The organism is Sphingomonas sp. HMP9, from assembly GCF_013374115.1.
Taxonomy (GTDB): Bacteria; Pseudomonadota; Alphaproteobacteria; order Sphingomonadales; family Sphingomonadaceae; genus Sphingomonas.
In genome coordinates this window covers 2,106,196-2,132,924 of sequence record NZ_AP022673.1, presented here as the reverse complement: position 1 = coordinate 2,132,924, position 26,729 = coordinate 2,106,196, and the positions used below count along the sequence as shown (strand labels likewise).

Sequence of the window (26,729 nt, the reverse complement as noted above, 5' to 3'; positions counted from 1 at the left end):
ATTACGCCGTTCGCGAGAACAGGTCGCTGATCGAGTTGTCGAAATGCGTCTCCATGAGTTCGGTGGCGGCCTTCGGGGCACGGTCCGCAATGGCTTCGGCAATGTCTTCATGCACGCGGAACACCGTACTGCGTTGCATCTCGGTCTCTCGCGTATCCCAGGCGGTCGGGACGGCGACCCGCATCAACTGTTCGAACGACCGGACGATCTGGTGGAACAGCGCGTTGCCGCCAGCGCGTGCAATCGCCTGATGGAACGCGATGTCATGGCCGATGAGCCGATCGAGATCGTTCGCGTGGAATGCCATTTGCCGCGCGTGATCGGTGATCGTCCTGGCATCGGCGTCGCTGCGATGATCCGCGGCGAGTGCGGCGGTGCGCAGTTCCAGCGTGCGGCGGACGTCCCAGACTTCGGTGGTCGTCACCTGGGCAGTCGCGACCGCGTGGTCGATCGATGCGGCCATCACCGAACCGTCCATGGCGCCGACCCTGGCCTTGCGGCCGTTGCCGACGTCGATCAGGCGTAGCGCGGCGAGCGCGCCAAAGGCCTCGCGCATGACCGCGCGGCTCACGCTGAGTTCGGTGGCGAAATGGCCTTCGCCGGGCAGGGTGTCGCCGACCTTGAGATCGTGGTCGCGGATGTGCGCGCGGACGCGGCGGACGGCCTGGTCGACCAGCGAATCGCTCATGCTGCGAGCCGTGAATTGCGCAGCTGGGTCGGGGCCTGGCCGAAGCGGCGCGAGAATGCGCGCGTGAAGCTCGCATTGTTGAGATAGCCGCATTTGTAGCCGATCGCCGAGACCGGCAGGTCGGTGGCCAGCAAGAGCTGCCGCGCGCCGCCCAACCTACGATCGGAGATCGCATCGGCGACGCTCATCGCGAACATCGACCGGAACCCGCGCGTCAGTTGCGCGCGGTTGATGCCGCACGCGCGTGAGATCGTCTCCAGCGTCAGCTTCTCGTTCCAGCGCTTGTCTATCAGGTCGCGTGCCGCAGCGATGCGGCGCGCCTCGGAGGCGGTCAGCGCACCGGAGCCGTCGGCCGGGATCAGGCTGCCGTCGCCAAGCTGTTCGAACGTGACGCAGAGGAGTTCGATGCTTTTCGCGACGCGCAACGTGGCCGCGGCCAGACCGGTCAGTCGACAATCACGGACCGCCAGCGCGATGCTCCGCATCTCGCTCGGCATGTGCCAGGTCCCATCGGCATCCGGCAGCATGCCGAAAGTGCGGATGCAGGCCTCACGCGTCACGACGAACACGATATCGGCCGCGGCGAGGTCGTCGCTGGCTTGGGCGTCTAGGTGGAACGCACAGATTGCAGGGGAGAGGACGTAGCTGAAACCGATAGCGGCTTCAGGCCAAGCGTCGGGCGGGACACTTCCGTCGCCGATAAAGGCGATCATTTCCGGCGATACGTCGATTCGTGCTTTCGTCATGCCTCTCGCTCCCGTTTTCCAGGTAGGCGGTCAGCCATAACCTATCCGATAGCTCGTGCAAGGGCTTTCAGATAGGTTCGGCAGTCGCCGACACGGGCGCGCGACGCATCGCGATGAAAAACGCGGTCGCCGAAAGGAGGCTGGTAAGCACGCCGATCGTGGCCAGGCCCTGGTCGAGATGGCTTTCGCCGCCATAGAGGCTGCTCGCGGCGGCCACCAATGTCGGTGCGACGCCGAAGCCGATCAGCCCTGCGATCGCGATGAAGGCACCGATGCACAGCCCGCGAAGCTCGTTGGGGATCAGCACGGTCAGCGCGACCGACGTCACCACGCCCGTCGCGGCACCGCACAATAACAAGACGCCGAGCGCCGCCGCAAATACCGGCACCGATCCAGCGATCGGGAACAGCGCGGCGGGGATGCCGACCGCGGCGGCGCAGACCGCGCCGATCAGCAGGCCACCTTGTCGCCCGCTCTTCTGGCCCCAATCCGCCGACAACCCGCCGAAGATCGCGCCCAACAGTCCCGCAAAGAAGATCAGCGGTCCCATCCAGTAGGCGACCTGGTCGGGTTGCAAGTGGAAGCTGCGCGACAGCACGGGGGCGGCCCAGATCGCCGCGGCGGCATCGGCCATGACGACGCCGACCTGACCGATGAACAAGGGGAGCAGGAACGTCCGGCGCGCCCAGAGTTCGCCGGCGACGACGCGGAACGGGGCATGCGTACTCGCGGCAACTTCCTGGCGGGCGGGTTCGCGCAACAGGAACAGCGGTATCATCAGGATAGCGGCAAGGATGCCGAGCATGAGGTGCGCGCTGCGCCACGGTGCCGCGTGCCAGAACCAGTCGGGTGCGCGGCCATGCGCGACCATGCCGAACAGGATGCCGGTCAGTCCGAACGCCATCGCCTGGCCAAGCGACTTGCCGAGATTGATGATGAGCAGCGCACGACCGCGCTGGGTCGGCGCGCAGAGATCGGCGCACAATGACAGCGCCGCGGTCAGCGCACCGGTCGCGCCGATGCCCGTCAGCATCCGCGCGACGAACAACAACCAGACGCTGTTCGCAAACGCGGTCATCAGTGTTCCCACGACCAACGTCGCGACGAGGGCAAGCATGATGCGGACGCGGTTGTGACGATCGACCAATATGCCGATCGGGATCGAGAACAGCGCGAGCGGCAACGCGGCACTCAGCCCCTGGATCAGGCTGAGGCTATAGTCGCTGAGGTGCAGTTCGGCCTTCGCGCCTTCCTGCACAGTGCCGAACGAGCCCATCAGCGCGAAGCCGAGCATCATCGCCAAGGCCAGCGCAAACAGCGGCGCGAGCGCGCGGCCGAAGGGGGGCGTCGCGGGACTCACAGGCTGAAGATCTTGCCGGGGTTGAACAGGTTCTTCGGATCGAGCGCACGTTTCAGCACGCGCATCACGTCGACCGCGTCGCCGAGCTCCTTGACCAGCCAGTCCTGCTTGCCGAGACCGATGCCGTGTTCACCGGTGCAGGTGCCGTCCATCGCCAGCGCGCGCGCGACGAGGCGATCGTTGATCGCCTTCACTTCGCGCAGTTCCTCCTTCGAGCTTGGGTCCATTGCGAAGATCACGTGGAAATTGCCGTCGCCGACATGGCCGAGGATGGTCGCGGGCATGCTCGCGCCGGCAAGGTCGTGCTTGGTCGCGGTGATGCATTCGGGCAGGCGGCTGATCGGCACGCACACGTCGGTGGTCCAGCCGACCGCACCGGGGCGCAGCGCGACGGCCGCGTAATAGGCCTCGTGTCGCGCCTTCCATAGCTTGGCGCGTTCCTCGGGCAGGTTGGACCAGGCGAAATTGCCGCCGCCATTCTCGGCAGCGAGCGCGCTGACCATCTCGACCTGTTCGGCAACCCCGCCCGGCGATCCGTGGAATTCGAAAAACAACGTCGTCACCTCGGGCAGGCCGAGCTTCGACCAGGCGTTGACCGCCTTGATCTGCATGTCGTCCAGGATCTCGACCCGCGCGAGCGGCACGCCGACCTGGATCGCCTGGACGACGGTGGTGATCGCGCCTTCCAGGCTCTCGAAACCGCAGACCGCCGACGAAATCGTCTCGGGGATCGGATGAAGGCGCAGCGTGACCTCGGTGATGATGCCGAGCGTGCCTTCGCTGCCGACATAGAGCCGCGTCAGGTCATAGCCTGCGGCGGACTTGCGCGCGCGCCGGGACGTCGTGATGACCTTGCCGTCGGGGGTGACGACCTTGAGGCTCAGCACCGCCTCGCGCATCGTGCCGTAGCGGACCGCGTTGGTACCGCTGGCGCGCGTCGAGGCCATGCCGCCGATCGTCGCGTTGGCGCCCGGATCGATCGGAAAGAACAGCCCGGTATCGCGCAGGTGCTCGTTCAATTGCTCGCGGCGGCACCCGGCCTGGACGGTGCAATCGAAGTCGTCGGCATTGACCGCGACGATCTGGTTCATCTCGCCCAGATTGACGCTGACCCCGCCGCGCACCGGCACCGCGTTTCCCTCGATCGAGGTGCCGGCGCCGAACGGCACGATCGGCACGTTGGCGGCGACGCACAAGGTGACCAGGTCGACCACGTCCTCGGTGGAGCGGGCAAACACGACCGCATCGGGAAGCACGACGTCGAAATGCGCTTCGTTCGAGCCGTGTTGGCGCAGCATCGCGTCGGTCAGGTGAAGGCTGGTCCCGAACCGGTCTCGCAACCGGTCCAGGAAAGCGGGGTCGAGCGCGGCTCGGACGAAGGACGTATCGAGAAGCATGGGATCAGAACCTGAAGCCGAGGCGGACGCCGATACGGCGGCGCTCGCCGATGATGCCGAGATCCGAGGCGGGGAGCCCGGCGAGCTGCAACGTGGTCTTTTCGATGTACGCGTCGAAATAGTCCCTTTGCAGCAGGTTGTTGGCGAACACCGCCACTTCGAGCGGACCGGTGCGATAGGTGATCGCGGTGTTGACCAGCGCATAGCCCTTGAGGAAGGTCGGCGTGGTCTGGTTGAGCGTGCCCGCGAGACGGCGACCCTTGGCGACGACGCCGCCGGTCAGCGTCACCGAGTCGGTGCCGCCCAGCGGGATCGTGTAGTCGCTGTAGATGTTGCCGGAGAAATCGGGCTGGAACGTCAGCCGATCCGACGACAACAGGCGGCCGGTGACCGCCGTGTAGGGCGAGGAGTCCGTGAGCCGCGCGTGGAGGTAAGTGACGCTGCCGTTGATCGTCCAGTTCCGGACCGGGCGCACCGTCGCCTCCAACTCGGCGCCGTAGCTTTCGACATCGCCGCTGTTGAGATCGACGGTGACGAGCCCGCCGCCGGCCGCCGGCGCGATCGAGTTGAGGCCGATATAGTTGGAATAATCATTGTAGAAGACGTCGCCCGACAGGCTGAACACGCGGTCCGGCGACACGTATTTCGAGCCGATCTCATAGGTCCAGGCAGAGTCGCCCTTGTAGGTGCGGATCGGCGCGGTCGGCGCGTTGAAGCCGCCACCGCGATAGCCGCGCGCGACCGAGGCGTAGGTCATCAGCTGGCTGGTCCAGTGGCGGGTGATCGATAGCCGCGGCTCGACCTGATCGGACTTCAGCTTCGCGTTCGTGACGGTGACGGGAAGGTTGACCGGCCCGACCGAGATCGCGACGTCGCCCTCCGCACTGCGATCCTCGTGGTCGTAGCGCAGGCCGAGCGCCACTTCCCATGCCGGGCTTGGTTTCCAGAACAGCGTGCCGAACGCGGCATAGGTGTCCGCCTTGGTCGCGTTGTTGGTAAGGCGCGTGAGGTTGGCGGGGATGATTCGCGTCGTGTCGGTCGCGCCGGTCGTCTCGCGACTGTAGAACAGACCGACCAGCGAACTGAAAGTGCTGCTCAGCTCGGTATCGAGACGCGCCTCGACGGTCTTGGTGCGCAGCTTGTCGGTGGTCGTCGAGCGGGCGATGTTGGCGGGGCCGAAATCGGCGTCGGTGTCCGGCGAAACGCCGTTGCGCGCGTCGTACGACCCGAGCAGCGTGAACTTCGAATTGATCGCGTCGATCGGTGCCTCGAGCCGGGCATTGACACCGCGGTAGCGATATTCGACGCGCGACAATGCGTTGAACTGGACGATGCGCGAATAATCGGTCGGGCCGGTAACGCGGGAATAGGGCGTGTTCGCGCCGTTCACCCAGTCGTAATAGCCGTTCACCGTCAGCACGATGTCGTCGACCGGCGCAAAGCGGATCGTGCCGTTCAGCGAGTCCGTCTTGAACGGGCTGGCGTCGGTGCCGAGCAGCGGGTTGCGCAGAAAGCCGTCCTGTTGGCGGTGGCCGGCGGCGATCCGGACCTGGAGCTTGTCCTTGATGATCGGGCCGCTGACCGAGGCGGAGGCGAGGATGCTGTCGTCGGGGCCGGCGAAGCTGAGGTTGCCGCGCGCCTCGACCGCGTTCGAAGGCTGGCGGGTGATGACGTTGATCGCGCCTCCCAGCGTGTTCTTGCCGTAGAGCGTGCCCTGCGGGCCGCGCAGCACTTCGATCCGGTCGATGTCGAGCAGCGGGTTGTTCAGATACGACGTGTTCGGCTGGTAGATGCCGTTGATGAACAGGCCGACGCCAGGCTGGACGGATTGCACGAGAGTCACGCCGACGCCGCGGATCGAGACGAACGCGCGGCCCGCACCGTCGCTGGTGATGTTCAGGCCGGGCGTCAGGGCGGCGGCCTCGCGCACCGAATTGATGCCGCGTTCGGTCAGCGTGTTGCCGCTGATCGCGGTCGCGGCGATCGGCACGTCGAGCAGAGTCTCCGCGCGTTTGCGCGCCGTGACGACGATGTCCTGGTCGCCGGTCTGCGGCGCCGCGGAGGCGGCTTGTCCGGGCGGGGTGGTGGCGGTCGCATCTGGGGTGTTGGCGACCTGGGCCCAGCCGGTCGCGGGTAGCGCCAGGACGAGCGCGGTGGAAGCAGCAAGCAGGGTGCGAAGGCGCATCGATAATCCTCTCTACGGCTGGCGAGTCTTTGCTCACCTGTCTGAAAGGTTGTGCGCTCGACTCGACCTATCGGAAAGGGTGACGGCTATGCCGATCGGATTGGAGACTTGGCCGGTCGGTCGGGTCCATTACCAGCAGGTATAGCCGCCATCGGCGAGGACGATGCTGCCGGTCATCAGGCTTGCCGCGTCGCTTGCCAGGAAATGGACGACCGATGCGACCTCTTCGGGCTCGCCGAGGCGGCCTTGCGGCGTTCCGTCGATCCAGCGTTTGTACATCTCGCCGTCCTGGTCGGCGAAGGCGTTGAGCGGGGTCGCGATGTAGGTCGGCGCGACCGCATTGACCCGGACGCCGCGCGGTGCCCATTCCGCCGCGAGGCTCCTGGTCAGGTGATGCACGGCCGCCTTCGACGCGTTGTAATAGCTTTGCGGCTGGGGACGGTTGACGATGAAGCCGGACATCGACCCGACATTGACGATGCTGCCCTTTCCGGCGGCGAGCATGTGACGGCCAAAGGCGCGGGCGCACCAGAAGGTGCCGTTGAGATTGACGTCGAGGACGTTGCGCCAATGCTCGTCGGTGACGTCTTCCGCCGCGGTCTCGCTGCGGGCGATGCCGGCATTGTTGACCAGGATGTCGATAACGCCCGCCTGATCGGCGACCTGCGTGACGCGGTCCGGATCGGTCACGTCGAGGACGACGCCCTCGACGATATGGCCTTTCGCGCGGAGCGACTCCATCGCCGCGCCGATCGCGTCGGCGTCGCGGTCCGCGATCGTGACGCGTGCACCGGCTTCGGCCAGCGCATCGACGCAGCAATAGCCGATGCCTTGCGCGCCACCCGTGACGAGAGCGGTGCGGCCATCGAGGCGCAGACGGTCGAGATACATGCGGGCTTTCTCGGTCAGGGCAGGAAGCGCGCGGCGGGCATCGGCGCTTCGACCTCTGCTTCGCCGGCGGCGAGCTTGTAGACGATTCGCGTATCGCGCTCGAACGGCGCCCAGGGCAGCGATCCGTCGCGGGCGAAGTCGACCCAGATCCTGTGGACACGGCTCGCGAGGTCCTGCGGGGGATTGGTACCGCACAGTCCGTCCTCGCCGGTGCACGTCGCGAGGCTGTCGAACACGAACGGCAATTCCATGCCGTGCGACGCGCCGAGCTGTCCGTCGAAGCGCGGCGAGCGCCATTCGAACTCGTACATGTGCGTGCGCCCGCGATGTTCTTCGGCGAACCGGCGCGCCGGCCAGCGGAAGACGAGGTCGGTCATCGCATCGGTCAGTGCCTGGCCCGCTGCCTTTCCATTGCCCAAGCCGTACGCCTTGAGCACGGCGCATGCGCGCGGCTGCGACTTGCGCAGGACGAACCAGGCGAGCAGCTTGCCCACCTTGTCGCGCACGCCGCTGGGGATCAGGTAGAGGTTCATCTCCTCGGCATTGCTGCCGATCAGCAGGTCGACCTCGGCGCCGGCGCCTTGCTTGAGCGCTTCGAGCGGCGGGTTCGGAAGTATGTCGTCGCCGTGCACGGGGACGAACCGGCTGATCCCGAACACGGGTTCGCGGCCGTCGGGACCACGCAGGTCGAGCCGTGTGGTCGGCATCGAGACCTTCTCCACCGCGTCGAGCATCGCGTCGCCGGGCTGTACGCTTGCGAATCCTGCACGATCGGGCGTGATGTTCAGGAGCTTCGCGAGCTTGCGGACCAGTCGTTGCGCAACGCCGATGTCGCGCGTCATGCCGCCGTGCCCACTTTGCACGATCGCGCGGCGGAACAGGCACTTGGCGAGTGGCGACGTCACGAGATCGGCGATCGCCATTGCACCCGCGCTTTCGCCGAACACGGTGACGTTTCCAGGATCGCCGCCGAACGCCGCGATGTTCGCCTGCACCCAGCCGAGTCCGGCGATCATGTCGCGCAAGCCGAGGTTGGTCGGCACGCCCGGGATCGGCAGGAAGCCGTCGATCCCCATGCGGTAGTTGAGCGCGACATAGACGATTCCGTCGCGCGCGAACGTCCGCCCCTCCTGTACCGACGCGTTCTTGCTGCCGACGACGAAGCCGCCGCCGTGGATGAACACCATGACGGGCAGGGCGGTGCGCTGGTCATCGGGACGAAGCACGTCGAGCGTCAGATAGTCGTCGCCCTTCGACCAGCCCGTGCCGATCAGCGGCACGGCATCAAGTGACGGCACGGTGCGCGTGCGCTGTGATGCGTTGGCCCCTGGATCGATGGCAGGGCGGACGCCGGTCCATTCGGCAACGGGCTGGGGGACCGCAAAGCGTCGCTCACCGACCGGCGCAGTCGCGTAGGGGACCGCGCGGTAGATCGAGATGCCGTCTTCCGAGCGGCCCTGGATATCGCCTGCCGCGAGGCTGACGATGGCGTTGCGTGTCGATACCATGACCGCATCTTGCCGCGCTTTGGACCGAATCGGAAAGCGGTGCCGCTATGCTCCCCGGTACGAATGCCATGCACGGCTGCCATCGACAGTGATCGTCTTTGAAGCGGACCGTGCCGCGGCGCGGTTATCTACGCTTGCAGGGAAATGCCTCTTGCAGGGCGTCGCGCACGACGAACGAGGGCGCGCCCGTGCCCGTCACCTTGGCATGTTTGCGCAAATATTTGCGGGTCGTGGCGACGACTTGGATGTTCGACGCGCGGGTCTGTAACGGGCAGATCTCGCGGGACAACGACAATGTATCGAAGGCCGCGATGATATAGCCGGTGCAGAAATTCGGGGTGGGATCGGTGTCGTTGCCGCGGCAGAGTTCGACGAGCTGCGCGGTCGTCACGGAACTCACCACGACCGGGCGGTCGGCCGCGGCCAGTAGGGCCGCCATCAGCATCATCATAACTTTCCCCTTCCAGGTCGGTACGGCACGATCTGCGCTGGACCCCGGACTGCGCCACGTGGGCGCTATGGTCTATTCGCTCGCGACCGTGTCGAGATACGGCAGCAGGCGCACGCGCGGGAACACCTCATCCAGCGATTTGGTGTCGGGCAGGATATAGACCATGCCGCCCTTGCGCTGGAATAGCGGGCGCAGCTTCTTGCTGTAGAAACCGGTGCCGACGTTGATGCAGCCGAAGCTGACGCGGTTGTCGTCGGGTGTGGGGGACTGCAAGCGCTCGACCCGGTGCTCGGCCTTGTTGGTGGTGATCACCGCGTGGAGCGCGACCGAGTTCGTATAATCGACCCACAAGACGCGTTGGTGACCCAGAGCACGGCCGAACTTGGCGATGAACCGGCCCGCTGGCGTGGTCCGTTCGGCAGGGCCGATCTCGGCCAGACTTTTTGCGCCGACGCCCGGCGACGAATCATCGCCGATGCCAACGCCCAGAAGCACCGGCGCCTGCCCGAGAAAGTCGCCCTTCGCGTTGAACAGGAACAGCATCGCCGCCTGCTTGTCGATGACGACATAGGGAAGCGCGCCATTGTCGCGCGCGGCCGCGACCCATGCGATCATGCGGCTGGCGTCGTCCGATCGCGCGGGGGCGAGAGCTTGCGCGGCATCTTCTGCCGACACGGCGGGCGGGGTTACCACTTTTGCCGCCGGTGGCTTGCGCTTGCGAACGTGTGCGCTGGGTGATGCTTTTGCGCTGGACGACGCGGCCAGACAAAGCTGCGGTGCAAGCAACGCGATCGCCAACGCCGTGGCCGTGCCAATGCGCAAGGCGCGGTGGCACGGCCCGTCGAGAGTCGCGGTGATGTTCAACAGACGTGTCCGGCCGGGCAATCGACGTGCGCGATGTGACGCTTAGCCGCGGGGCTTGCGCTGCCGCTGCTGCAACTGCTGTTCCATGCCGTCGACACGGCCATTGATCTGGTCGATCCGCTGGCCGTTCTGCTGCGCCTGACCGGCAGCCGCCTGAGCCTGGGCCAGCGCCTGGCCGGACGTGCCTTCGACGGTGCGCAGGCGACCGTCCATGCCGTCGATGCGGGTATTTACGGTAGCGATCTGCTCCCGGACGAAGCCCTTCGTCGCGCAACCGCCAAGCGTCGTCGCGCCAACGAGAATCAGGGCTGCCGTGTAATATTTAGGAAGATTGGAACGCATTTACTCACCTCTCGAACGTGGGTCGCAGCACTCATCCCACGCTCGCCGGGTACAACAATCGATTATAGCCGAGGCGTGCGGGTAATGCGGCGAGGTCGTGGGGGAAGGGCGGAACGTAACAGACGCTGCAAACGGTTTTGCAAGGTGTCCGACCAAATCTATAGCGGCTCCGACAACGCTCGCAGCGCGGGCGGGCGATAGACACAGGATGGAAGTCGGCGAATGATGATGACCCAGACCATGCGCTGGTTTGGCCCGAACGACCCGGTGCCGCTCAGCGCCATCCGCCAGGCCGGCGCGACGGGGATCGTCACGGCGCTGCACGAGGTCGCCAATGGCGATGTGTGGACCGAGGACGCCATCGCCGCGCGTCGCGCCATGATCGAGGATGCCGGGCTGGACTGGAAAGTGGTCGAGAGCCTGCCCGTCGTCGAGGATCTGAAGCGCCGCTCGGGCGACTGGGACCGGCTGATCGAGGCCTATGTCGCAAGCCTCAGGAATCTGGCGGGGCAGGGCATTGAGGTGGTGACCTATAATTTCATGCCGTTGCTCGACTGGACGCGGACCGACCTGAGCTGGGCGTTGCCGGATGGTGCGCGGGCGTTGCGGTTCGAGCTTCATGCGCTGGCCGTCTATGATATCCATATCCTGCGCCGCCCCGGTGCCGAGCGTGACTACGCGCCCGATGTTGTCGCGATCGCGGCCGATCGGTTCGCGGCGATGGACGAGGCGGCACGCGCGACGCTGGAGCGGACGATCATCGCCGGTCTGCCGGGGAGCGAGGAGAGTTTCAGTTCGGTGCAGTTGCTCGAACAGATCGCAACCTATGCCGACATCGACGCGGGCCGGTTGCGCGATAACCATGTGGCATTCCTGGAGGCGGTGTGTCCGGTCGCTGAGGCCGAGGGCATTCGGTTGGTGGTGCATCCCGACGATCCGCCGTTCCCGATCTTCGGCCTGCCACGCGTGGTCAGCACCGAGGCAGACGTGAGCGCGCTGTTCGCGGCGGTGCCGTCGGTCGCCAACGGGTTGTGTTTCTGCAGCGGGTCGTTCGGCGTGCGCGCGGACAACGACCTGCCGGGGATAGTCCGGCGGCTCGGCGAGCGCATCGGCTTCGTGCATCTGCGATCGGTGCAGCGCGAACGCGGTGGCGCGTTTCATGAGGCGGCGCATCTGGAGGGTGATGCCAACATGCCCGCGATCATGACCGAACTGGTCGCCTTGCAGGCGCGCACGGGGCGGTCGCTGCCGATGCGCCCTGATCACGGACACCAGATGGTCGACGACCTGACCAAGCGGACCAATCCCGGCTATTCGCTGATCGGGCGGTTGCGCGGGCTGGCCGAACTGCGCGGGCTGGAGACGGGTATCGCGTATGGCCGGGGCACCGTTTGACGCCGGCCTGAGACCGACGCCTACCGCGTCATCGCAAGTTGCGTATCATCGAGCGCCAAGTCCACGAGCTTGCGCATCGCGGCGTTGGCGGCGGCGGGATCGCTCGCCGCGATCGCTTCGTAGACACGGACGTGGTCGGGGATCGGGTTGCGCGGCAGCGAACGGGTGCGTTGCTTGAACTGCGTGGTCCAGCTTACCGCCGCGCCGATGCTGGCGCTGAGCACGACCAGCGCGTCGTTGCGGGTCGCCTGCAGCACGGCGTTGTGGAACTCGCGGTCCGCGGCCCGGCCGGCTTCGGTGGCAAGCGTATGGCGACGCATCGCGGCGAGCGATTCCTTCATCACCGCGAGGTCGGCGCGATCGCGTCGTTCAGCGGCCAGCGCGGCGGCGGCGGGCTCGACGATCGCGCGGAGTTCGAACAGCCCGCGGACGAAGGCGATGTCAGGTTCCCCGGCAAAGGCCCAGGCGAGTACGTCGGGATCGAGCAGGTTCCAGCGATTGCGCGGCAGGACGCGCGTGCCGGTTTTCGGCCGACTTTCGACCAGCCCCTTCGCCATCAGCACCTGGACCGCCTCGCGGTAGGCACTGCGCGACACGTCCAGCGCCTCCGAGAACGCGACCTCGCCCGACAAGGTGTCGCCCGGCAGATATTCGCCCGACAGGATCGCGGTGCCCAGCTTGTGCGCGATCGCGCCGTGCAGGCGACGACCCGTACCGCGCGGCAGCCGAGGGGGCGGTGCCGCGTCGGACTGCGTGGCTGCGATCGATGCGCTGGGCGTGTCCGAATTCGTGCCCGGTGACGAGCTCGCCTGGTCGGGGTTGATGTTCGTCATTGATAAGCTCCCATCGCCAAGGTGATAGACGTCTGACAATGCCGAGACGACAAGAGATTTTCGGTCCTAGGCTGAGCAGGCGCGGACGTGAGCCGAAATTGGAGTGAGGCCGCAACTGGAGACGCGGGGCCGCAGTACTTAGCGGCAGCGCCACCTGTGCCGCGGCGGTGGATAACCCAGCGCGCCCCGACCCGTTAGAGGGCCAGTATGGCTTCTGCTTCGGCCAGATGGAGGCGTTCGACCATGTGGCCGTTTAGCCGGATGGCGCCTTTGTCGGCAGTTTCGGGGGCTTCGAACGCCGCGACGATCTGGCGCGCCCACGCCAATTCGGCTTCGCTCGGACCAAAACCTGCGTTCGCCGCATCGATTTGCGAGGGGTGGATCAGCGTCTTTCCGTCGAACCCCAGTACGGCACCCTGCATGCACTCGGCGGCAAAGCGGGTCGGGTCGTCCAGCGCGTTGCAAACGCCGTCCAGTGCTACGATGCCGGCGGCGCGCGCTGCCATCACGGTCGCGGTCAGCGCCGGGATCAGTGGCATGCGATCGGTGCCGAGGCGGCAGCGCATGTCCTTGGCGAGGTCGTTGGTGCCCGCGATCAGCGCGGTAAGGCGCGTCTCGGTGGCGGCTGCGGATAAAGCGGGGAGGGCGAGGATGGCGGCGCATGTCTCGATCATTGCCCAGATCGGCGGGCCGTTTTTGCCGAGCGAGGCGCGGATCGCGACCAGGTCGGCGACCGACGAGACCTTCGGGACGAGCACCGCGGCGATGCCGATCGCGTGGTTCGCGGCGATGTCATCGGCATACCAGGCGGTGTCGATGCCGTTGACCCGCACCACCAGTTCGCGGTCGCCGAACCCGCCTTCGCGGACAGTTTCGACCACCCGGTGTCGCGCCGCGGCCTTTTCGTCGGGGGCGACGGCGTCCTCCAGGTCGAGGATCACGACGTCGCATGCGAGCATCCGCGCCTTGGCGATGGCGCGGGCGTTCGAGGCGGGCATGTAGAGCGCGCTGCGGCGGCGTCTGGTCGTCATGCTATCGGCCGTTGCGGATCAGGTGACCACGTCGGGCGCGGTGCGGCCGGTATGCCGGGCAATCCCCGCGATCGATTCCGCGGCGGCGACGATGCTGGCGAGCATCTCGCCGGTGTCGCGGTCGAGGTCGCCGCCGACGGGTTCGTAGCGTTCGAGGTATACGCGCAGCGTCGCGCCGGTGGTGCCGGTGCCCGACAGGCGGAACACGACCCGGCTGCCACCCTCGAAGAGGACGCGGACGCCCTGGTTACGGCTTATAGAGCCATCGGTTGGATCGGTATAGGCGAACTCGTCCGCGGTCTCGACGGTGAGATCGCCGAACTGCTGGCCGGGCAGCGTGGCGAGGCTCGAACGCAGGGCGGCCATCAGCGCGTCGGCGCGCGGCGTCTCGATGCCCTCGTAATCGTGGCGGGCGTAATAGTTGCGGCCGAACTTCGCCCAGTGATCGCGCGCGATCGCATCGACGCTGTCGCCACGAACGGCGAGGATGTTGAGCCACAGCAGCACCGCCCAAAGCCCGTCCTTCTCACGAACGTGATCGGAGCCAGTGCCCGCGCTCTCCTCGCCGCAGATCGTCGCCATGCCCGCGTCGAGCAGGTTGCCGAAGAACTTCCAGCCGGTCGGCGTCTCGTACGCTGGGATGCCGAGGGCTTCGGCCACGCGGTCGGCAGCGGCGCTGGTCGGCATCGAGCGGGCGATCCCCTTCAAGCCGCTCGCATAGCCGGGGGCTAGGTGCGCATTCGCTGCCAGCATCGCCAGGCTGTCCGACGGGGTTACGAAGCGGTGCTTGCCAATGATCAGGTTGCGGTCGCCGTCGCCATCCGAGGCGGCGCCGAAATCGGGTGCGTCCGGCGCCATCATCGACTCGTACAAGTCGTGTGCATGGACGAGGTTGGGATCGGGGTGGTGCCCGCCGAAATCGGGGAGCGGTTCGCCGTTGCGGACCGTGCCGGGCGCGAAGCCAAGGCGGCGTTCGAGAATCTCGGTCGCATAGGGCCCGGTAACCGCGCTCATCGCGTCGAACGCCATCGTCAGCTTGGCGGCTCGGATCGCGTCGAAGTCGAACAGCGTTTCCATCAGCGCGGCATAATCCTCGACCGGGTCGACAACCTCGACGGGCATGTCGCCAACCATGACGTCGCCGTCCTGGTCGAGATCGATGTCGGCGGCGTCGACGGTCAGCCAGCGGTCGATCTCCAGCGTGCGCGCGTTAATCGCATCGGTGATCGATTCGGGCGCGGGGCCGCCATTGGCGATGTTGTACTTGATCCCGAAATCCTCGTCGGGACCGCCGGGGTTGTGGCTCGCCGAGAGGACGAGTCCGCCGATCGCGCCGCGCTTGCGGATCATGTGGCTTGCGGCGGGGGTGGAGAGGATGCCGCCGCGGCCGACGATCACACGACCAAAGCCGTTCGCCGCCGCCATGCGGATCGCGACCTGGATCACCTCGCGGTTGAGGAAACGACCGTCGCCGCCGATCACCAAGGTCGCGCCAGCCTTGTCCGCCACGACGTCGAACACGCTCTGGACGAAGTTCTCGACGTAATTCGCCTGCTGGAAGACCTTCACCTTCTTGCGCAGGCCGGACGTGCCGGGCTTCTGGTCGGTGTAGGGCGTGGTCGATACGGTGCGGATCATGCGGTCCCCGTCAGGCTTGCGTAAAGGTCTGCGTAGCGGCGACCGCTCTCGTCCCACGAGAAGTCGGCCCGCATTGCGTTGCGCTGCAACATGGCCCAGCGATCGGGGCGTGCATAGAGGGCGAGCGTTCGGCGCAGCGCGTGGCTGAGCGCTTCCGGCGTGACGCCGTCATGCTGGACGCCGGTGGCGACGCCCGCGGCGATCGCGGCCTCGTTTGCGTCGATCACGGTGTCGGCAAGCCCGCCGGTGCGAGCGACGACGGGAATGCAGCCATAGGCAAGGCCGTAGAGCTGAGTCAGGCCGCAGGGCTCGAACCGCGACGGGATCAGGATCGCGTCGGCGCCGCCCTGCAGCAGGTGCGACACGGGTTCGTCATAGCCGATGCACACGCCGATCCGGCCGGGGTGGCGTTCGGCGGCGGCGAGGAAGGCCTGTTCGAGCGCGGCATCGCCCGACCCGAGCAGCGCGAGCCGGCCGCCGAGCGCGACGAGTTCGTCCAGCGTGTCGGCCAGCACGTCCATGCCCTTTTGCCATGTGAGGCGGCTGATGACGGTGAAGATCGGGCCGTTGCCGGTGTCGAGGCCGAAGCGTGTTTCGACCGCACGCTTGTTGGTGCGGCGCCGGGCCAGCGTGCGCGCGGTGTAGCGGGCGGGGAGGGAGGCGTCGGTCTCCGGGTTCCAGACGGCGGGGTCGATGCCGTTGACGATGCCCGTCACCCGGTTGGCGCGGTCGTTGATCAGACCTTCTAGCCCCATGCCGAACTCGCCACGACGGATTTCAGCGGCGTAGGTCGGGCTGACGGTCGTGATCGCGTCGGCGGCTTCGAGCCCGGCCTTGAGGAAACCGACACCGCCGTAATATTCGACGCCGTCGAGCGCAAAGGCGATGTCGGGGAGCGCGAGGCCAGCGAAGATGTCGTAGCCGTAGCGGCCCTGGAACGCGATGTTGTGGATCGTGACGACCGTCTTAGCGGGGAAGCGGGGCCCAGGCGCGTAGCGGAGATAGGCAGGGGCCATCGCAGCCTGCCAGTCGTGCGCGTGGAGAATGTCGAAGTCGTAGCCAGGGACCACGCCCGAGGCGAGGTCGGCGGCGGCGCGGCTGAAGGCGGCGAAGCGGCGCCAGTTGTCGGCCCAGTCCGCGCCGGTCGCATCGCCGTACGGGCCGCCGCCTCGGGCGAACAGCGCAGGGGCGTCGAGGACCAAAAGCGGGTGGTCGCCGATCTTGGTCTTCAGGATTCGGGCTTCGGTGCCGAGCAGGTCGGCATAGCGATGGACGACTTTTGCGCGCCTGGTGAGCGGGGCGATCGCAGGATAGCCCGGGAGGAACGTGGTGAGCGTTGCCCCATGCGGGGCGAGCGCCGCCGGGAGCGCGCCGACGACATCTGCGAGACCGCCGGTCTTTATGAGCGGGTAGGCTTCGGACGCAACGGAGAGGACGCGCATCACATCCGCCCCGGCACGGGTAGGGGGACCATGCAAAGCATGGCGGAGGGGGGCTTCCGCAGACAATACGCCCGCGTTCGCAGACGATATACTCGCGGACGGTACGCCCGCGCTCGCAGACGATACGCGCGCGATGCGCCCCCTCCACCCTTCGCCGATGGCGAACCGTCCCCCTCCCCGTGCCGGGGAGGACTTGCGCTCGTCATCACGTGGTCAGCCGGTCGATCATGGATTTCGTCACCAGCACGACGCCGCTGTCCGTGCGGCGGAAGCGTTGGGCGTCGGATTCCGCGTCTTCGCCGACCACCAATCCGTCCGGGATGTGTACGCCGCGATCGACCACGACCTTAGACAGGCGGGCGCCCCGGCCGATCACGCAGTGCGGCAGGATCACCGCCTGATCCAGCATCGAATAGCTATGGGCCCGCGTGCCGGTGAAGATCAGACTGCGGTGGATCGAGGAGCCGGAGATGATGCAGTCGCCCGAGACGAGGCTCGATACCGCTTCGCCGCGACGGCCGTCGTCGGCATGGACGAACTTTGCGGGCGGCGTCACCTCGGAATAGGTCCAGAGCGGCCAGCTGTGATCATACAGGTCGAGCTTCGGCACCACGTCGGTGAGGTCGATATTTGCTTCCCAATACGCATCGACCGTGCCGACGTCGCGCCAATAGGCGTCGACCTCGGTGCCCGACCGCACGCAGCTATCAGAGAAGCGGTGCGCGACCGCCTTGCCGTGCTTCACGAGGTACGGGATGATGTCCTTGCCGAAATCGCGCGAGGAGCCGGGCGTCTCGGCATCGCGGCGCAGTTCGTCGAACAGCAGTTTAGTGTGGAAGACGTAGATTCCCATCGATGCCAGCGCGATATCGGGGCTGCCGGGCACGGCGGGCGGATCGGCGGGCTTCTCGACGAACGCGGTAACGTTGTCATGCTCGTCGACTGCCATCACGCCGAAGCCGACCGCCTCCATCCGCGGCACTTCGAGGCAGGCGATCGTAACGTCCGCGCCGGTCTCGCAATGCTGCTGCAGGATCAGCTCGTAATCCATCTTGTAGATGTGATCGCCCGCCAGGATGACCATGTATTCGGGCGCGTGGCTCTCGATGATGTCGATATTCTGGTACACCGCGTCGGCGGTGCCCTCATACCATTGGAACTCGCTGATGCGCTGCGAGGCGGGCAGGATGTCGAAGCTCTCGTTGCGCTCGGAGCGCAGGAAGTTCCAGCCGCTCTGGAGGTGGCGTATGAGCGAATGCGCCTTGTACTGCGTGGCCACGCCGATCCGGCGGATACCCGAATTGATCGCGTTCGACAGCGCGAAATCGATGATGCGTGCCTTGCCGCCGAAATACACCGCGGGTTTCGCGCGCGTATCGGTCAGCTCCATCAGACGACTGCCGCGGCCGCCGGCCAGCACATACGCCATCGCGTCGCGCGCCAAAGGCTGTCCTCGCCGTTCAACCATGTCCGTCTCTCCCTAATCGTCCGCGGTATAACGCCCCGGCACCCGCGGGTTGTTCCGTCTTAGCCTTCGAACTCGAGCATGATCGTCGCGAGCGGGGGCAGCGTGACCCATGCCGCGCCGTCCTGCGCGACCACGCCGCCAAGATTGCCGAGGCCACTGCCCCAATATTCGTGCGCGTCGCTGTTGATGATCTCACACCAGCGACCGTCGAGCGGCAGCGGGATGCGATAGGGCGCGCGCGCGATCGGCGTCATGTTGGCGATGATCGCGACCGGTTTCGCGCCCGGCGCCTTGCGCAGCCACGCGAAGACGGAATTGGCGGCATCGTCGGCGATCAGCCATTCGAAACCCTCGGCCTCGCAATCGAGCGCGTGGAGCGCGGGCTTGTCGCGATAGACCGCGTTCAGGTCTCGCACGAGGTTGCGGACGCCCTCATGGCTGCGGCTGTTGCGCAGGCACCAGTCGAGCGCGCGACCTTCGGACCACTCGCGGCGCTGCGCGAATTCCTGTCCCATGAAGAGCAGCTTCTTGCCCGGATAGCCCCACATGAACGCGTAATAGGCGCGCAGGTTCGCGAATTGCTGCCAGTCGTCGCCGGGCATCTTGGTGAGCAGCGAGCCCTTGCCGTGAACCACTTCGTCGTGGCTCAGCGGGAGGACAAAATTCTCGCTGAACGCATAGACGAGACCGAAATTGATCTCGCCGTGATGGTGCTTCCGGTGCAGCGGATCGCGCGCCATGTACTGGAGCGTGTCGTGCATGAAGCCCATGTTCCACTTGAACCCGAAGCCCAAGCCACCGCTCTTGCCGTCGTCGCCCACGGGGGCGGATACGCCCGGCCATGAGGTCGATTCCTCGGCGATCGTGAAGATGCCGGGGTGTTGTGCGTACACCGCGCGGTTCATGGCGCGCAGGAACGCGACGGCTTCCCAATTCTCGCGCCCGCCGTCCGCGTTGGGGATCCATTCGCCCGCCTCGCGCGAATAATCACGATAGAGCATCGACGCGACCGCATCCACGCGCAGTCCGTCGATATGGTAGCGCTCGGCCCAGAACAGCGCGTTGTTGACGAGGAAGGACGACACTTCGTGGCGGCCGAAATTGTATATCGCGGTGTTCCAGTCGGGGTGGAAGCCGAGCCGCGGGTCTTCGTGTTCGTACAGCGCGGTGCCGTCGAAATGCGCGAGCCCGAACGCGTCGGTCGGGAAATGCGCCGGCACCCAGTCGAGCAGCACGCCGATCCCGGCCAGATGCGCACCGTCGACGAACCGCGCAAATCCCTCGACGTCGCCGAACCGCGCAGACGGCGCATAGAGCCCGGTCGTCTGATAGCCCCAGCTCGGATCATAGGGGTGTTCGCTGATCGGCATGAACTCGATATGCGTGAAGCCCATCTCGACCACGTATGGGATCAACCGGTCGGCGAGCGCATCCCAGGTCAGGAACCAGCCCTCGGCGTCGCGGTCCCACGATCCGGCATGCACCTCGTAGATGCTGATCGGCACGCGGCGCGGATCGACCGAGGCCCAGTGCGCGCGGTGGCTCGTATCCGCCCATTCGTGCGCGAGCGTACGCGTGATCGACGCGGTCGCGGGGCGGAGTTCGCTGGCAAAGGCGAACGGGTCGGCTTTCAGCGGCTGAAGCTGGCCATCGGGGCCGACGATCTCGTATTTATACGCGCGATATTCGGCGATGTCGGGGATGAAGATCTCCCACACGCCGACGTCGCCGCGCTTGCGCATCGCATGACGGCGACCGTCCCAGTCGTTGAAGTCGCCGACCACCGAGACGCGCTGCGCATTGGGCGCCCAGAGCGCGAAATGGACACCGTGGGCGCCTTCATGCTCGATCAGGTGCGCGCCCATCTTGTCGTGGAGGCGGTGGTGATTGCCCTCGGCCATCAGCACGTCGTCGATGGGGCCGAGCACCGGGCCGAAGCTGTACGGATCGGTCACCCACCAGTCCGCGCCACCGCCCTCGGCATGATATTTCACCGGCTGCGGATCGCCGTCGATAGGCCCCTCGAACAGCCCGCGATCGTCGATCCGGGGGAGGGTGCCGAGCGTCTTGCCGTCGAGCGCATGCGCCTCAGCGGTCGCCGCGCCCGGCAACCAGGCGCGCGCGAACGTGCCGTCCGGCCCGGCATGCACGCCGAGCAACGAGAAGGGATCGTCGTGACGCCCCTCGATCAGGGCAACGATGGCGCCTTCGGGTGGCTTCACATCACCGTCCAGATATCGCGAGCGTACTCACGGATCGTGCGGTCGGACGAGAACCAGCCGACGCGCGCGACGTTGCGCACGGTCGAGGCGACCCACGCGTCGCGATCGTTCCAGCGCGTGTCGACGCTGCGCTGTGCGGCGGCATAGCTGTCGAAATCGGCGGCGAGCATGAACCAGTCGCCCTCGTACAGCCTGCCCATCAGGCCCGCGTAACGCTGGCGATCGTCGGGCGAGAACACGCCCGAGGCGATCGCTGACACCGCCTGGCGCAGTTCGCTCGACGCATCGATCGTCGCGCGCGGATCATAGCCGTTCGCGCGTTTCGCCTCGACCTCGTCCGCGGTCATGCCGAAGATGAAGATGTTGTCGTCGCCGACACGGTCCTTGATCTCGATATTGGCGCCGTCGAGCGTGCCGATCGTCAGCGCGCCGTTCATCGCGAACTTCATGTTGCCGGTGCCCGACGCCTCTAGCCCCGCGGTCGAAATCTGCTCGCTGAGATCGGCAGCGGGGATGATCTTCTCGGCCAGCGACACATTGTAATTGGGCAGGAACGCGACCTTCAGCAGCCCGCCGACCGACGGGTCTGCATTGATCCGGCGCGCGACGTCGTTCGCCAGTTTGATGACGAGTTTCGCATTGTGATAGCTCGACGCCGCCTTGCCCGCGAACAGCTTCACGCGCGGCGTCCAGTCGCGTTCGGAATGGCTGCGGATCTGGTCGTACAGCGCGACCGTCTCGATGATGTTGAGCAGCTGGCGCTTATACTCGTGAATGCGCTTGATCTGCACGTCGAACAGCGCGTCTGGATCGATGCGCAGCCCCATGCTGTCCTTGATATGATTTGCCAATGCCACCTTGTTCGAACGCTTGACCGTCCAAAACCGCTCCCTAAAACCGGAATCGTCAGCGAAAACATCCAGATCGATGAGCTTTTCGGCGTCGTCGAGGAAGCCGTCGCCGATCGCGTCGCGGATCAGCGCGGTGAGGCCGGGGTTGCACTGCTGCAGCCAGCGGCGCGGTGTTATCCCGTTGGTCTTGTTGTTGATTCGGGTCGGGTAGAGCTTGTGGAGATCGGCAAAGACCGTCTTCTTCATCAGCTGCGTATGGAGCGCGGCGACGCCGTTGACGCTGTGCGATCCGGCAAAGGCGAGGTTGGCCATCCGCACGCGCCGTTCGCCACCCTCGTCGATCAGGCTGATCGCCGAGATCGCGCGGTCGTCGATCCCCTCGGTGCCGCGAGCCTCACGCAGCAGCTTGGCGTTGATCGCGTAGACGATCTGCATGTGCCGTGGGAGCAGGCGTTCGAACAGCGGCAGCGGCCAGCTCTCCAGCGCCTCGGGCAGCAGCGTGTGGTTGGTGTAGCCGAAGGTGGCGCGCGTGATCTTCCACGCCTCGTCAAACGCGAATTCGTGATGGTCGATCAGCAGCCGCATCAGTTCGGCGACCGACACCGCGGGGTGCGTATCGTTCAACTGAATCGCTGCCTTGTCGGGCAGCGTGCGGATGTCGCCGAAATACTGGATGTGGCGGCGAACGATGTCCTGGATCGAGGCGGACGAGAAGAAATATTCCTGCCGCAGCCGCAGCTCCTGCCCCGCGGCGGTGGAGTCGTTGGGGTAGAGGACGCGCGTGAGCGTTTCGGCGCGGAGCTGGTCGGCGAGCGCGCCGGAAAAGTCGCCCGCGTTGAACCGGTCGAGCTTGATCGGATCGAACGCGCGGGCGGTCCAGAGACGGAGTGTGTTGACGTGTTCGCCGCGCCAGCCGACCACGGGCGTGTCGACAGCGGTGGCCTCGACGGCTTCGGACGGGCTCCAGTGGACCTGGCCGCCATTCGAACCTGCGTCCGTCACCGTCACCTCGCCGCCGAAGCCGACGAAATACGCACTCTCGCGGCGTTCGAACTCCCAGGGGTTGCCGTGGGCGAGCCAGTTCTCGGGCATCTCGACCTGCCAGCCATCGTCGATCCGCTGGCGGAACATGCCGTTCACATAGCGGATCCCGTAGCCGTAAGCGGGCAGCGCGAGGCTCGCCATGCTTTCCATGAAGCACGCGGCGAGACGCCCGAGGCCACCATTGCCGAGCGCCGCGTCGGGTTCGATCTCCTCCAGTGCGGCAAGGTCGACGCCGTGGAGGGCGAGGGCGCGCGTGACCTCGTCGTTGCGCTGGAGATTGGTCACCGCGTCGCGCAGCAGGCGGCCGATCAGGAATTCGAGGCTGAGATAATAGACGCGCTTGGCACCCGCCGCGTGCGCCGCCTTGGTCGACGCCATCCAGCGTTCGACGATATCGTTGCGCACCGTCAGGATCGTCGCGGCCAGCCAATCATGCGGTCGGGCGGCTTGCGCATCCTTGCCGATGCGGTGGACGAGCGTGTCCAGGATCGAGTCGGCCAGCTCCTGGATGACGGGCGGTCGGGCGGATTGCTGAACAGCAGGATCTGAGGTCACGCGATTTCCGAAATCGTTACGGTGGCGGTGATCCTAGCCGTCCACGAGCCGATGTCACGCGGACTTCCTTCCCGCTTCGGAAAAGAATGTCGGCGATCAACGCCTTGATTTTGGAAAATCCCATCACCGCCATGAGGCGGTGGTGGACAGGGTAGGGTTCGAACCTACGTAGGAGAAACTCCGGCAGATTTACAGTCTGCTGCCTTTAACCACTCGGCCACCTGTCCAGGCCGCTCTTGCGAACGTCGCTCTCTCAAGCGAGGCGGCTCAATGGCGAAGCGCGCCCTGTGTGTCAACGCAGGTTTTGCGAAGTTTCATGGTTCGGTGTTGCCGCGCGGCCCGATTGCCGACAAGGACGCCCCATACATACACTCACATCGACGACATAGAGAGCGAACATGGCACGCAAGGGACACAGGCCGAGCAAGGCGCCAGCAGGCCGCCCCCGCTTCTGGGGCAAGCACGCAGTCGGGGCGGCGCTCGCCAATCCGGAGCGCACGGTGCGCAAGATTCTCGGCACGCGCGAGGCGCTGGCGGGGTTCGACCTGCCCGCCGACGTACCGGTGACCTATGCCGAGGCGGCGGATCTGGCGCGACTGGTGCCGGGCGACGCACCGCACCAGGGCGTGGTGATCGAGGTCGAGCCGCTCGAGGACATGTGGCTGGCCGACTTGCTCGAGCACGGCAAGGACGACAATCGCCCGCTGGTGATCCTGGACGGCGTGACCGATCCGCATAACGTCGGCGCGATCCTGCGGTCGGCAGCGGCGTTCGATGCGCTGGGGATCATTACGCCGGACCGCAATGCGCCGCCGGAATCGGGGACGATCGCTCGGGCGGCTTCGGGTGCGCTCGAATCGGTGCCTTGGATCCGGGTGGTGAACCTTGCCCGCGCGCTGGAAGAAATCGCTGCGGCGGGCTTCTGGCGGATCGGGCTGACCGGCCACGCGACGCAGACGCTGTCGGAAGCGATGGGCACGCAGCGGATCGCGATCGTGCTCGGCGCCGAGGGCGAGGGCATGCGGCAGAATACCGAGCAGCATTGCGACGAGCTGGCGAAGCTGCCGATCTCGGAGAAGGTCGAGAGCCTCAACGTCTCGAACGCCGCGGCGATCGCGTTGTATGCCGTGACGACGCGGTGACCTGAGCTCCCTCTCCCCGCCGGGGAGAGGGAAGGGGCCCGCCGCGCTTGCGGCGGGAAGGGTGAGGGGCTTGAGGCTCGGGACGGTTCGTCCCAACGCCCCCCTCCCTTCCGGCGCAAGAGCGCCTCCCTCCCTCTCTCCGGCGGGGAGAGGGATTCCCGTCAGTCCTCCGCGGCGATGCGGACCTTCAGGCCATCCAGCGCATCGGTCAGCTCGATCTGGCACGACAGTCGCGATCCCGCATCGCGGTCGCTGGTCGAATCGAGCAGGTCGTCCTCGTCCGGCCCCATCGGCTTCAGTTTGGCCGCAAACTCCGGGTCGACATGGACGTGGCAGGTGGCGCACGAGCAGCAGCCGCCGCACAGCGCCAGGATCTCGTCGATGCCGGCGTCGCGGATGACTTCCATCACCGAAAGGCCCGCTTCGCCGATGATCTCGCGTTCTTCCCCTTCGCGCGTCACGACGATAAGCTTGGGCATGTCATTCTCCGAAAAATCTACGATCGTTCATGCCGTTGCATGGCGCTGGGATCAAGCATCATGGGCCTGAACGCAGACCAGCTCAAAACCGCGATGGCGGCCTTGTGCGAGATCGAGCCCGCCTTTGCGGTCGCGGTCGGCAATGCCGGCCACCCCGCGCCGCGGATCAGCGAACGCGGTTTCGCGACGTTGCTGCGCACGATCGTCGGGCAGCAGGTGAGCGTCGCCTCGGCGGCGGCGGTCTGGAACAAGCTCGACGCGGTCGTCGGCGGCGCGGGCGATCCGGCGAAGATCGCCGCCGCCAGCGACGAGACGCTGCGCAGCGCCGGCCTGTCGCGCCAGAAGCTCGGCTATGCGCGCAGCCTCGCCGATGAGGTGACGAGCGGCCGGCTCGATCTCGCCAACCTGCCCGAGGATGACGAGGAGGCGATCGCCGCGCTGGTCCGCGTCAAGGGGATCGGCCGCTGGTCGGCGGAGATCTACCTGTTGTTCGCGGAAGGGCGGACCGACATCTGGCCCGCGGGCGACCTGGCGATCCAGATCGAGGTCGGCCGGATCCTCGGCCACGAGACCCGGCCGAGCGAGAAGCTGACGCGCGAAGTGGCGGAGGCCTGGCGCCCGCACCGCGGCGCGGCGGCGATCTTCGCGTGGCATCATTACCAGGCGGACATGAAGGTGATCTGAGGGGAGGCTTCCCCGCCCCCGTCATTCCAGCGAACGCTGAGATCTTCCCGTTCGAGCCGTGACACCCGCCAACCGGGACACCCCAGCTTTCGTTGGGGTGACGGACGGGGAGAGGGCGACTTTGACGGTCCGCCCGGACGCAAGCGCTTGTTCTCGCTCGCCCCGTCCGGCAAAGCAGCCCCCGATGTCAGCGCCCAATCTTCCCGCCTCGGACTTCGCCAACTCGCTCGCCGAGAGTCATCGGACCATCGTCATCCCCGAGGGCGCGTCGTTCTGGCGGCGGCTGTTCGCGTTCGTCGGGCCGGGCTACATGGTCGCGGTCGGCTATATGGACCCCGGCAACTGGGCGACCGACATCGCCGGCGGGTCGGCGTTCGGCTACACGTTGCTGTCGGTGGTGCTGCTGTCGAACCTGATGGCGATGGTGCTGCAAGCGCTGTCCGCGCGGCTCGGGATCGTTGCCGGGCTCGATCTCGCCCAGGCCTGCCGCGCGCAATATTCGAAGCCGGTCTCGGTCGTGCTCTGGTTCCTCTGCGAGATTGCGATCATCGCCTGCGACCTCGCCGAAGTGCTCGGCACGGCGATCGCGCTGAAGCTGCTGTTCGGCCTGCCGCTCGTCTACGGCGTCGTCCTGACCGCGCTCGACGTGTTCCTGATCCTCGCGCTGCAACGCTTCGGGTTCCGCAAGCTGGAGGCGTTCGTCGTCTCGTTGCTGGTGATCATCGCCGGATGCTTCATCTTCGAGCTGTTCCTGGCGCGGCCCGACATGGCGGGCGTGCTAGGCGGCCTCGTCCCGACGACGCAGATCGTGACCAACCCGGCGATGCTCTACATCGCGATCGGCATCCTCGGTGCGACCGTGATGCCGCACAATCTCTACCTCCACTCGTCGATCGTGCAGACCCGCGCGTTCGCCAGGGACGACGCGGGCAAGCGCGACGCGATCACGATGGCGACGATCGACGGCACGGTGGCGCTGGGTCTGGCGTTCTTCATCAACGCCGCGATCCTGATCCTGGCGGCGGCGACCTTCCATGTCGCGGGCCGCACCGACGTCGCCGAGATCGACCAGGCGTATCAGCTGCTCGCCCCCATGCTCGGGATGGGCGCGGCGAGCGTGCTGTTCGCGGTCGCGCTGCTGGCGTCGGGGCAGAACTCGACGGTGACGGGCACGCTCGCGGGTCAGATCGTGATGGAGGGCTTCCTCAACCTGCGCATGCCGGTCTGGGCGCGGCGGCTCGTGACGCGGTTGCTCGCGATCGTGCCCGCGGTGTTCGTGGTCGGCGCATCAGGCGATGCAGGGGCGACCAGGCTGCTAGTGCTGAGCCAGGTCGTGCTCAGCCTGCAACTTCCGTTCGCGGTGGTCCCGCTCGTCAAGTTCACCGGCGATCGGACGATCATGGGCACGCTCGTCAGCCCGGCCTGGCTCAGGATTCTTGCCTGGGTGATCGCCGCGGTGATCATCGGCCTGAACGGCACCTTGCTGTACGGTATGCTCTAGATATCAAAACGG

The 26,729-nt window shown here is 66.4% G+C and carries 22 protein-coding genes and 1 tRNA gene; 4 read left to right on the top strand and 19 right to left on the bottom strand.

Annotation, left to right across the window (positions count from 1 at the left end; genetic code table 11):
* Position 1: 1 nt before the first annotated feature.
* The 10 genes from HMP09_RS09430 to HMP09_RS09385 all read right to left on the bottom strand — a co-directional run bounded on the left by HMP09_RS09430 (position 2) and on the right by HMP09_RS09385 (position 10,432).
* Positions 2-688, bottom strand: coding sequence for a FadR/GntR family transcriptional regulator (locus HMP09_RS09430; protein WP_176500146.1), 687 nt, complete (start codon positions 686-688; stop codon positions 2-4).
* Positions 685-1,434, bottom strand: a complete 750-nt coding sequence (locus HMP09_RS09425; RefSeq protein WP_232090161.1) for a helix-turn-helix transcriptional regulator — start codon at positions 1,432-1,434, stop codon at positions 685-687. The genes HMP09_RS09430 and HMP09_RS09425 overlap by 4 nt, the downstream gene beginning before the upstream one ends.
* Positions 1,435-1,501: 67 nt before the next feature.
* Positions 1,502-2,794 (bottom strand): MFS transporter, encoded by a 1,293-nt coding sequence (locus HMP09_RS09420; protein ID WP_232090160.1) that lies wholly within the window; start codon positions 2,792-2,794, stop codon positions 1,502-1,504.
* Complete coding sequence (locus HMP09_RS09415; protein ID WP_176500145.1) at positions 2,791-4,191, bottom strand: FAD-binding oxidoreductase; 1,401 nt, start codon at positions 4,189-4,191, stop codon at positions 2,791-2,793. Before HMP09_RS09415 ends, HMP09_RS09420 begins: the two co-directional genes overlap by 4 nt.
* Positions 4,192-4,195: 4 nt before the next feature.
* A complete protein-coding gene (locus HMP09_RS09410; protein WP_176500144.1) occupies positions 4,196-6,376 on the bottom strand; it encodes a TonB-dependent receptor in 2,181 nt (726 codons plus the stop codon).
* Between the two features lie 129 nt (positions 6,377-6,505).
* Positions 6,506-7,267, bottom strand: coding sequence for an SDR family NAD(P)-dependent oxidoreductase (locus HMP09_RS09405; RefSeq protein WP_176500143.1), 762 nt, complete (start codon positions 7,265-7,267; stop codon positions 6,506-6,508).
* Positions 7,268-7,281: 14 nt separating this feature from the next.
* Positions 7,282-8,775 carry a carboxylesterase/lipase family protein gene (locus HMP09_RS09400; protein WP_176500142.1) on the bottom strand — a complete coding sequence of 498 codons (1,494 nt, stop codon included), beginning with the start codon at positions 8,773-8,775 and terminating at the stop codon, positions 7,282-7,284.
* 124 nt (positions 8,776-8,899) lie between these two features.
* Positions 8,900-9,226, bottom strand: coding sequence for a Rap1a/Tai family immunity protein (locus HMP09_RS09395; protein ID WP_176500141.1), 327 nt, complete (start codon positions 9,224-9,226; stop codon positions 8,900-8,902).
* Positions 9,227-9,298: 72 nt separating this feature from the next.
* A complete protein-coding gene (locus HMP09_RS09390; RefSeq protein ID WP_443026411.1) occupies positions 9,299-10,090 on the bottom strand; it encodes a hypothetical protein in 792 nt (263 codons plus the stop codon).
* Between the two features lie 42 nt (positions 10,091-10,132).
* Positions 10,133-10,432, bottom strand: a complete 300-nt coding sequence (locus HMP09_RS09385) for a hypothetical protein (protein ID WP_176500140.1) — start codon at positions 10,430-10,432, stop codon at positions 10,133-10,135.
* 222 nt (positions 10,433-10,654) lie between these two features.
* Between HMP09_RS09385 and uxuA the strand changes: the two genes are divergently transcribed.
* Positions 10,655-11,827 carry a mannonate dehydratase gene (gene uxuA, locus HMP09_RS09380; protein ID WP_176500139.1) on the top strand — a complete coding sequence of 391 codons (1,173 nt, stop codon included), beginning with the start codon at positions 10,655-10,657 and terminating at the stop codon, positions 11,825-11,827.
* 20 nt (positions 11,828-11,847) lie between these two features.
* Here uxuA and HMP09_RS09375 read toward each other — a convergent pair whose 3' ends face one another.
* The 8 genes from HMP09_RS09375 to HMP09_RS09340 form a co-directional block, all read right to left on the bottom strand.
* Entirely contained in the window at positions 11,848-12,660 is an 813-nt protein-coding gene (locus HMP09_RS09375) for a FadR/GntR family transcriptional regulator (protein WP_176500138.1), read from the bottom strand.
* 194 nt (positions 12,661-12,854) lie between these two features.
* On the bottom strand, positions 12,855-13,691 hold the full coding sequence (locus tag HMP09_RS09370) for an HpcH/HpaI aldolase/citrate lyase family protein (RefSeq protein WP_176500137.1): 837 nt from the start codon (positions 13,689-13,691) through the stop codon (positions 12,855-12,857).
* A gap of 18 nt (positions 13,692-13,709) precedes the next feature.
* Positions 13,710-15,329: an alpha-D-glucose phosphate-specific phosphoglucomutase gene (locus tag HMP09_RS09365; RefSeq protein WP_176500136.1), complete on the bottom strand. Its 1,620-nt coding sequence runs from the start codon at positions 15,327-15,329 to the stop codon at positions 13,710-13,712.
* Complete coding sequence (gene glgA / locus HMP09_RS09360; RefSeq protein WP_176500135.1) at positions 15,326-16,771, bottom strand: glycogen synthase GlgA; 1,446 nt, start codon at positions 16,769-16,771, stop codon at positions 15,326-15,328. The genes HMP09_RS09365 and glgA overlap by 4 nt, the downstream gene beginning before the upstream one ends.
* 205 nt (positions 16,772-16,976) lie before the next feature.
* Entirely contained in the window at positions 16,977-18,239 is a 1,263-nt protein-coding gene (gene glgC, locus HMP09_RS09355; RefSeq protein ID WP_176500134.1) for a glucose-1-phosphate adenylyltransferase, read from the bottom strand.
* 59 nt (positions 18,240-18,298) lie between these two features.
* Positions 18,299-20,461: a 1,4-alpha-glucan branching protein GlgB gene (glgB, locus tag HMP09_RS09350; RefSeq protein WP_176500133.1), complete on the bottom strand. Its 2,163-nt coding sequence runs from the start codon at positions 20,459-20,461 to the stop codon at positions 18,299-18,301.
* A complete protein-coding gene (locus HMP09_RS09345; RefSeq protein ID WP_197942492.1) occupies positions 20,458-22,866 on the bottom strand; it encodes a glycogen/starch/alpha-glucan phosphorylase in 2,409 nt (802 codons plus the stop codon). The genes glgB and HMP09_RS09345 overlap by 4 nt, the downstream gene beginning before the upstream one ends.
* A gap of 185 nt (positions 22,867-23,051) precedes the next feature.
* Positions 23,052-23,138, bottom strand: a tRNA-Tyr gene (locus HMP09_RS09340).
* A gap of 171 nt (positions 23,139-23,309) precedes the next feature.
* Between HMP09_RS09340 and rlmB the strand changes: the two genes are divergently transcribed.
* The gene (rlmB, locus tag HMP09_RS09335; protein ID WP_176500131.1) at positions 23,310-24,053 is read left to right on the top strand and encodes a 23S rRNA (guanosine(2251)-2'-O)-methyltransferase RlmB; all 744 of its coding nucleotides are present in this window, start codon (positions 23,310-23,312) and stop codon (positions 24,051-24,053) included.
* A 161-nt stretch (positions 24,054-24,214) separates the two neighbouring features.
* Here the strand turns inward: rlmB and HMP09_RS09330 are convergent, their stop codons facing one another.
* Entirely contained in the window at positions 24,215-24,532 is a 318-nt protein-coding gene (locus HMP09_RS09330) for a 2Fe-2S iron-sulfur cluster-binding protein (protein WP_176500130.1), read from the bottom strand.
* A gap of 60 nt (positions 24,533-24,592) precedes the next feature.
* On the opposite strand from HMP09_RS09330, the gene HMP09_RS09325 reads away from it, so the two are divergent.
* Both HMP09_RS09325 and HMP09_RS09320 read left to right on the top strand, forming a co-directional pair.
* Positions 24,593-25,216: a DNA-3-methyladenine glycosylase family protein gene (locus tag HMP09_RS09325; protein ID WP_176500129.1), complete on the top strand. Its 624-nt coding sequence runs from the start codon at positions 24,593-24,595 to the stop codon at positions 25,214-25,216.
* Between the two features lie 184 nt (positions 25,217-25,400).
* The gene (locus HMP09_RS09320; protein ID WP_176500128.1) at positions 25,401-26,717 is read left to right on the top strand and encodes an Nramp family divalent metal transporter; all 1,317 of its coding nucleotides are present in this window, start codon (positions 25,401-25,403) and stop codon (positions 26,715-26,717) included.
* Positions 26,718-26,729: the final 12 nt, after the last annotated feature.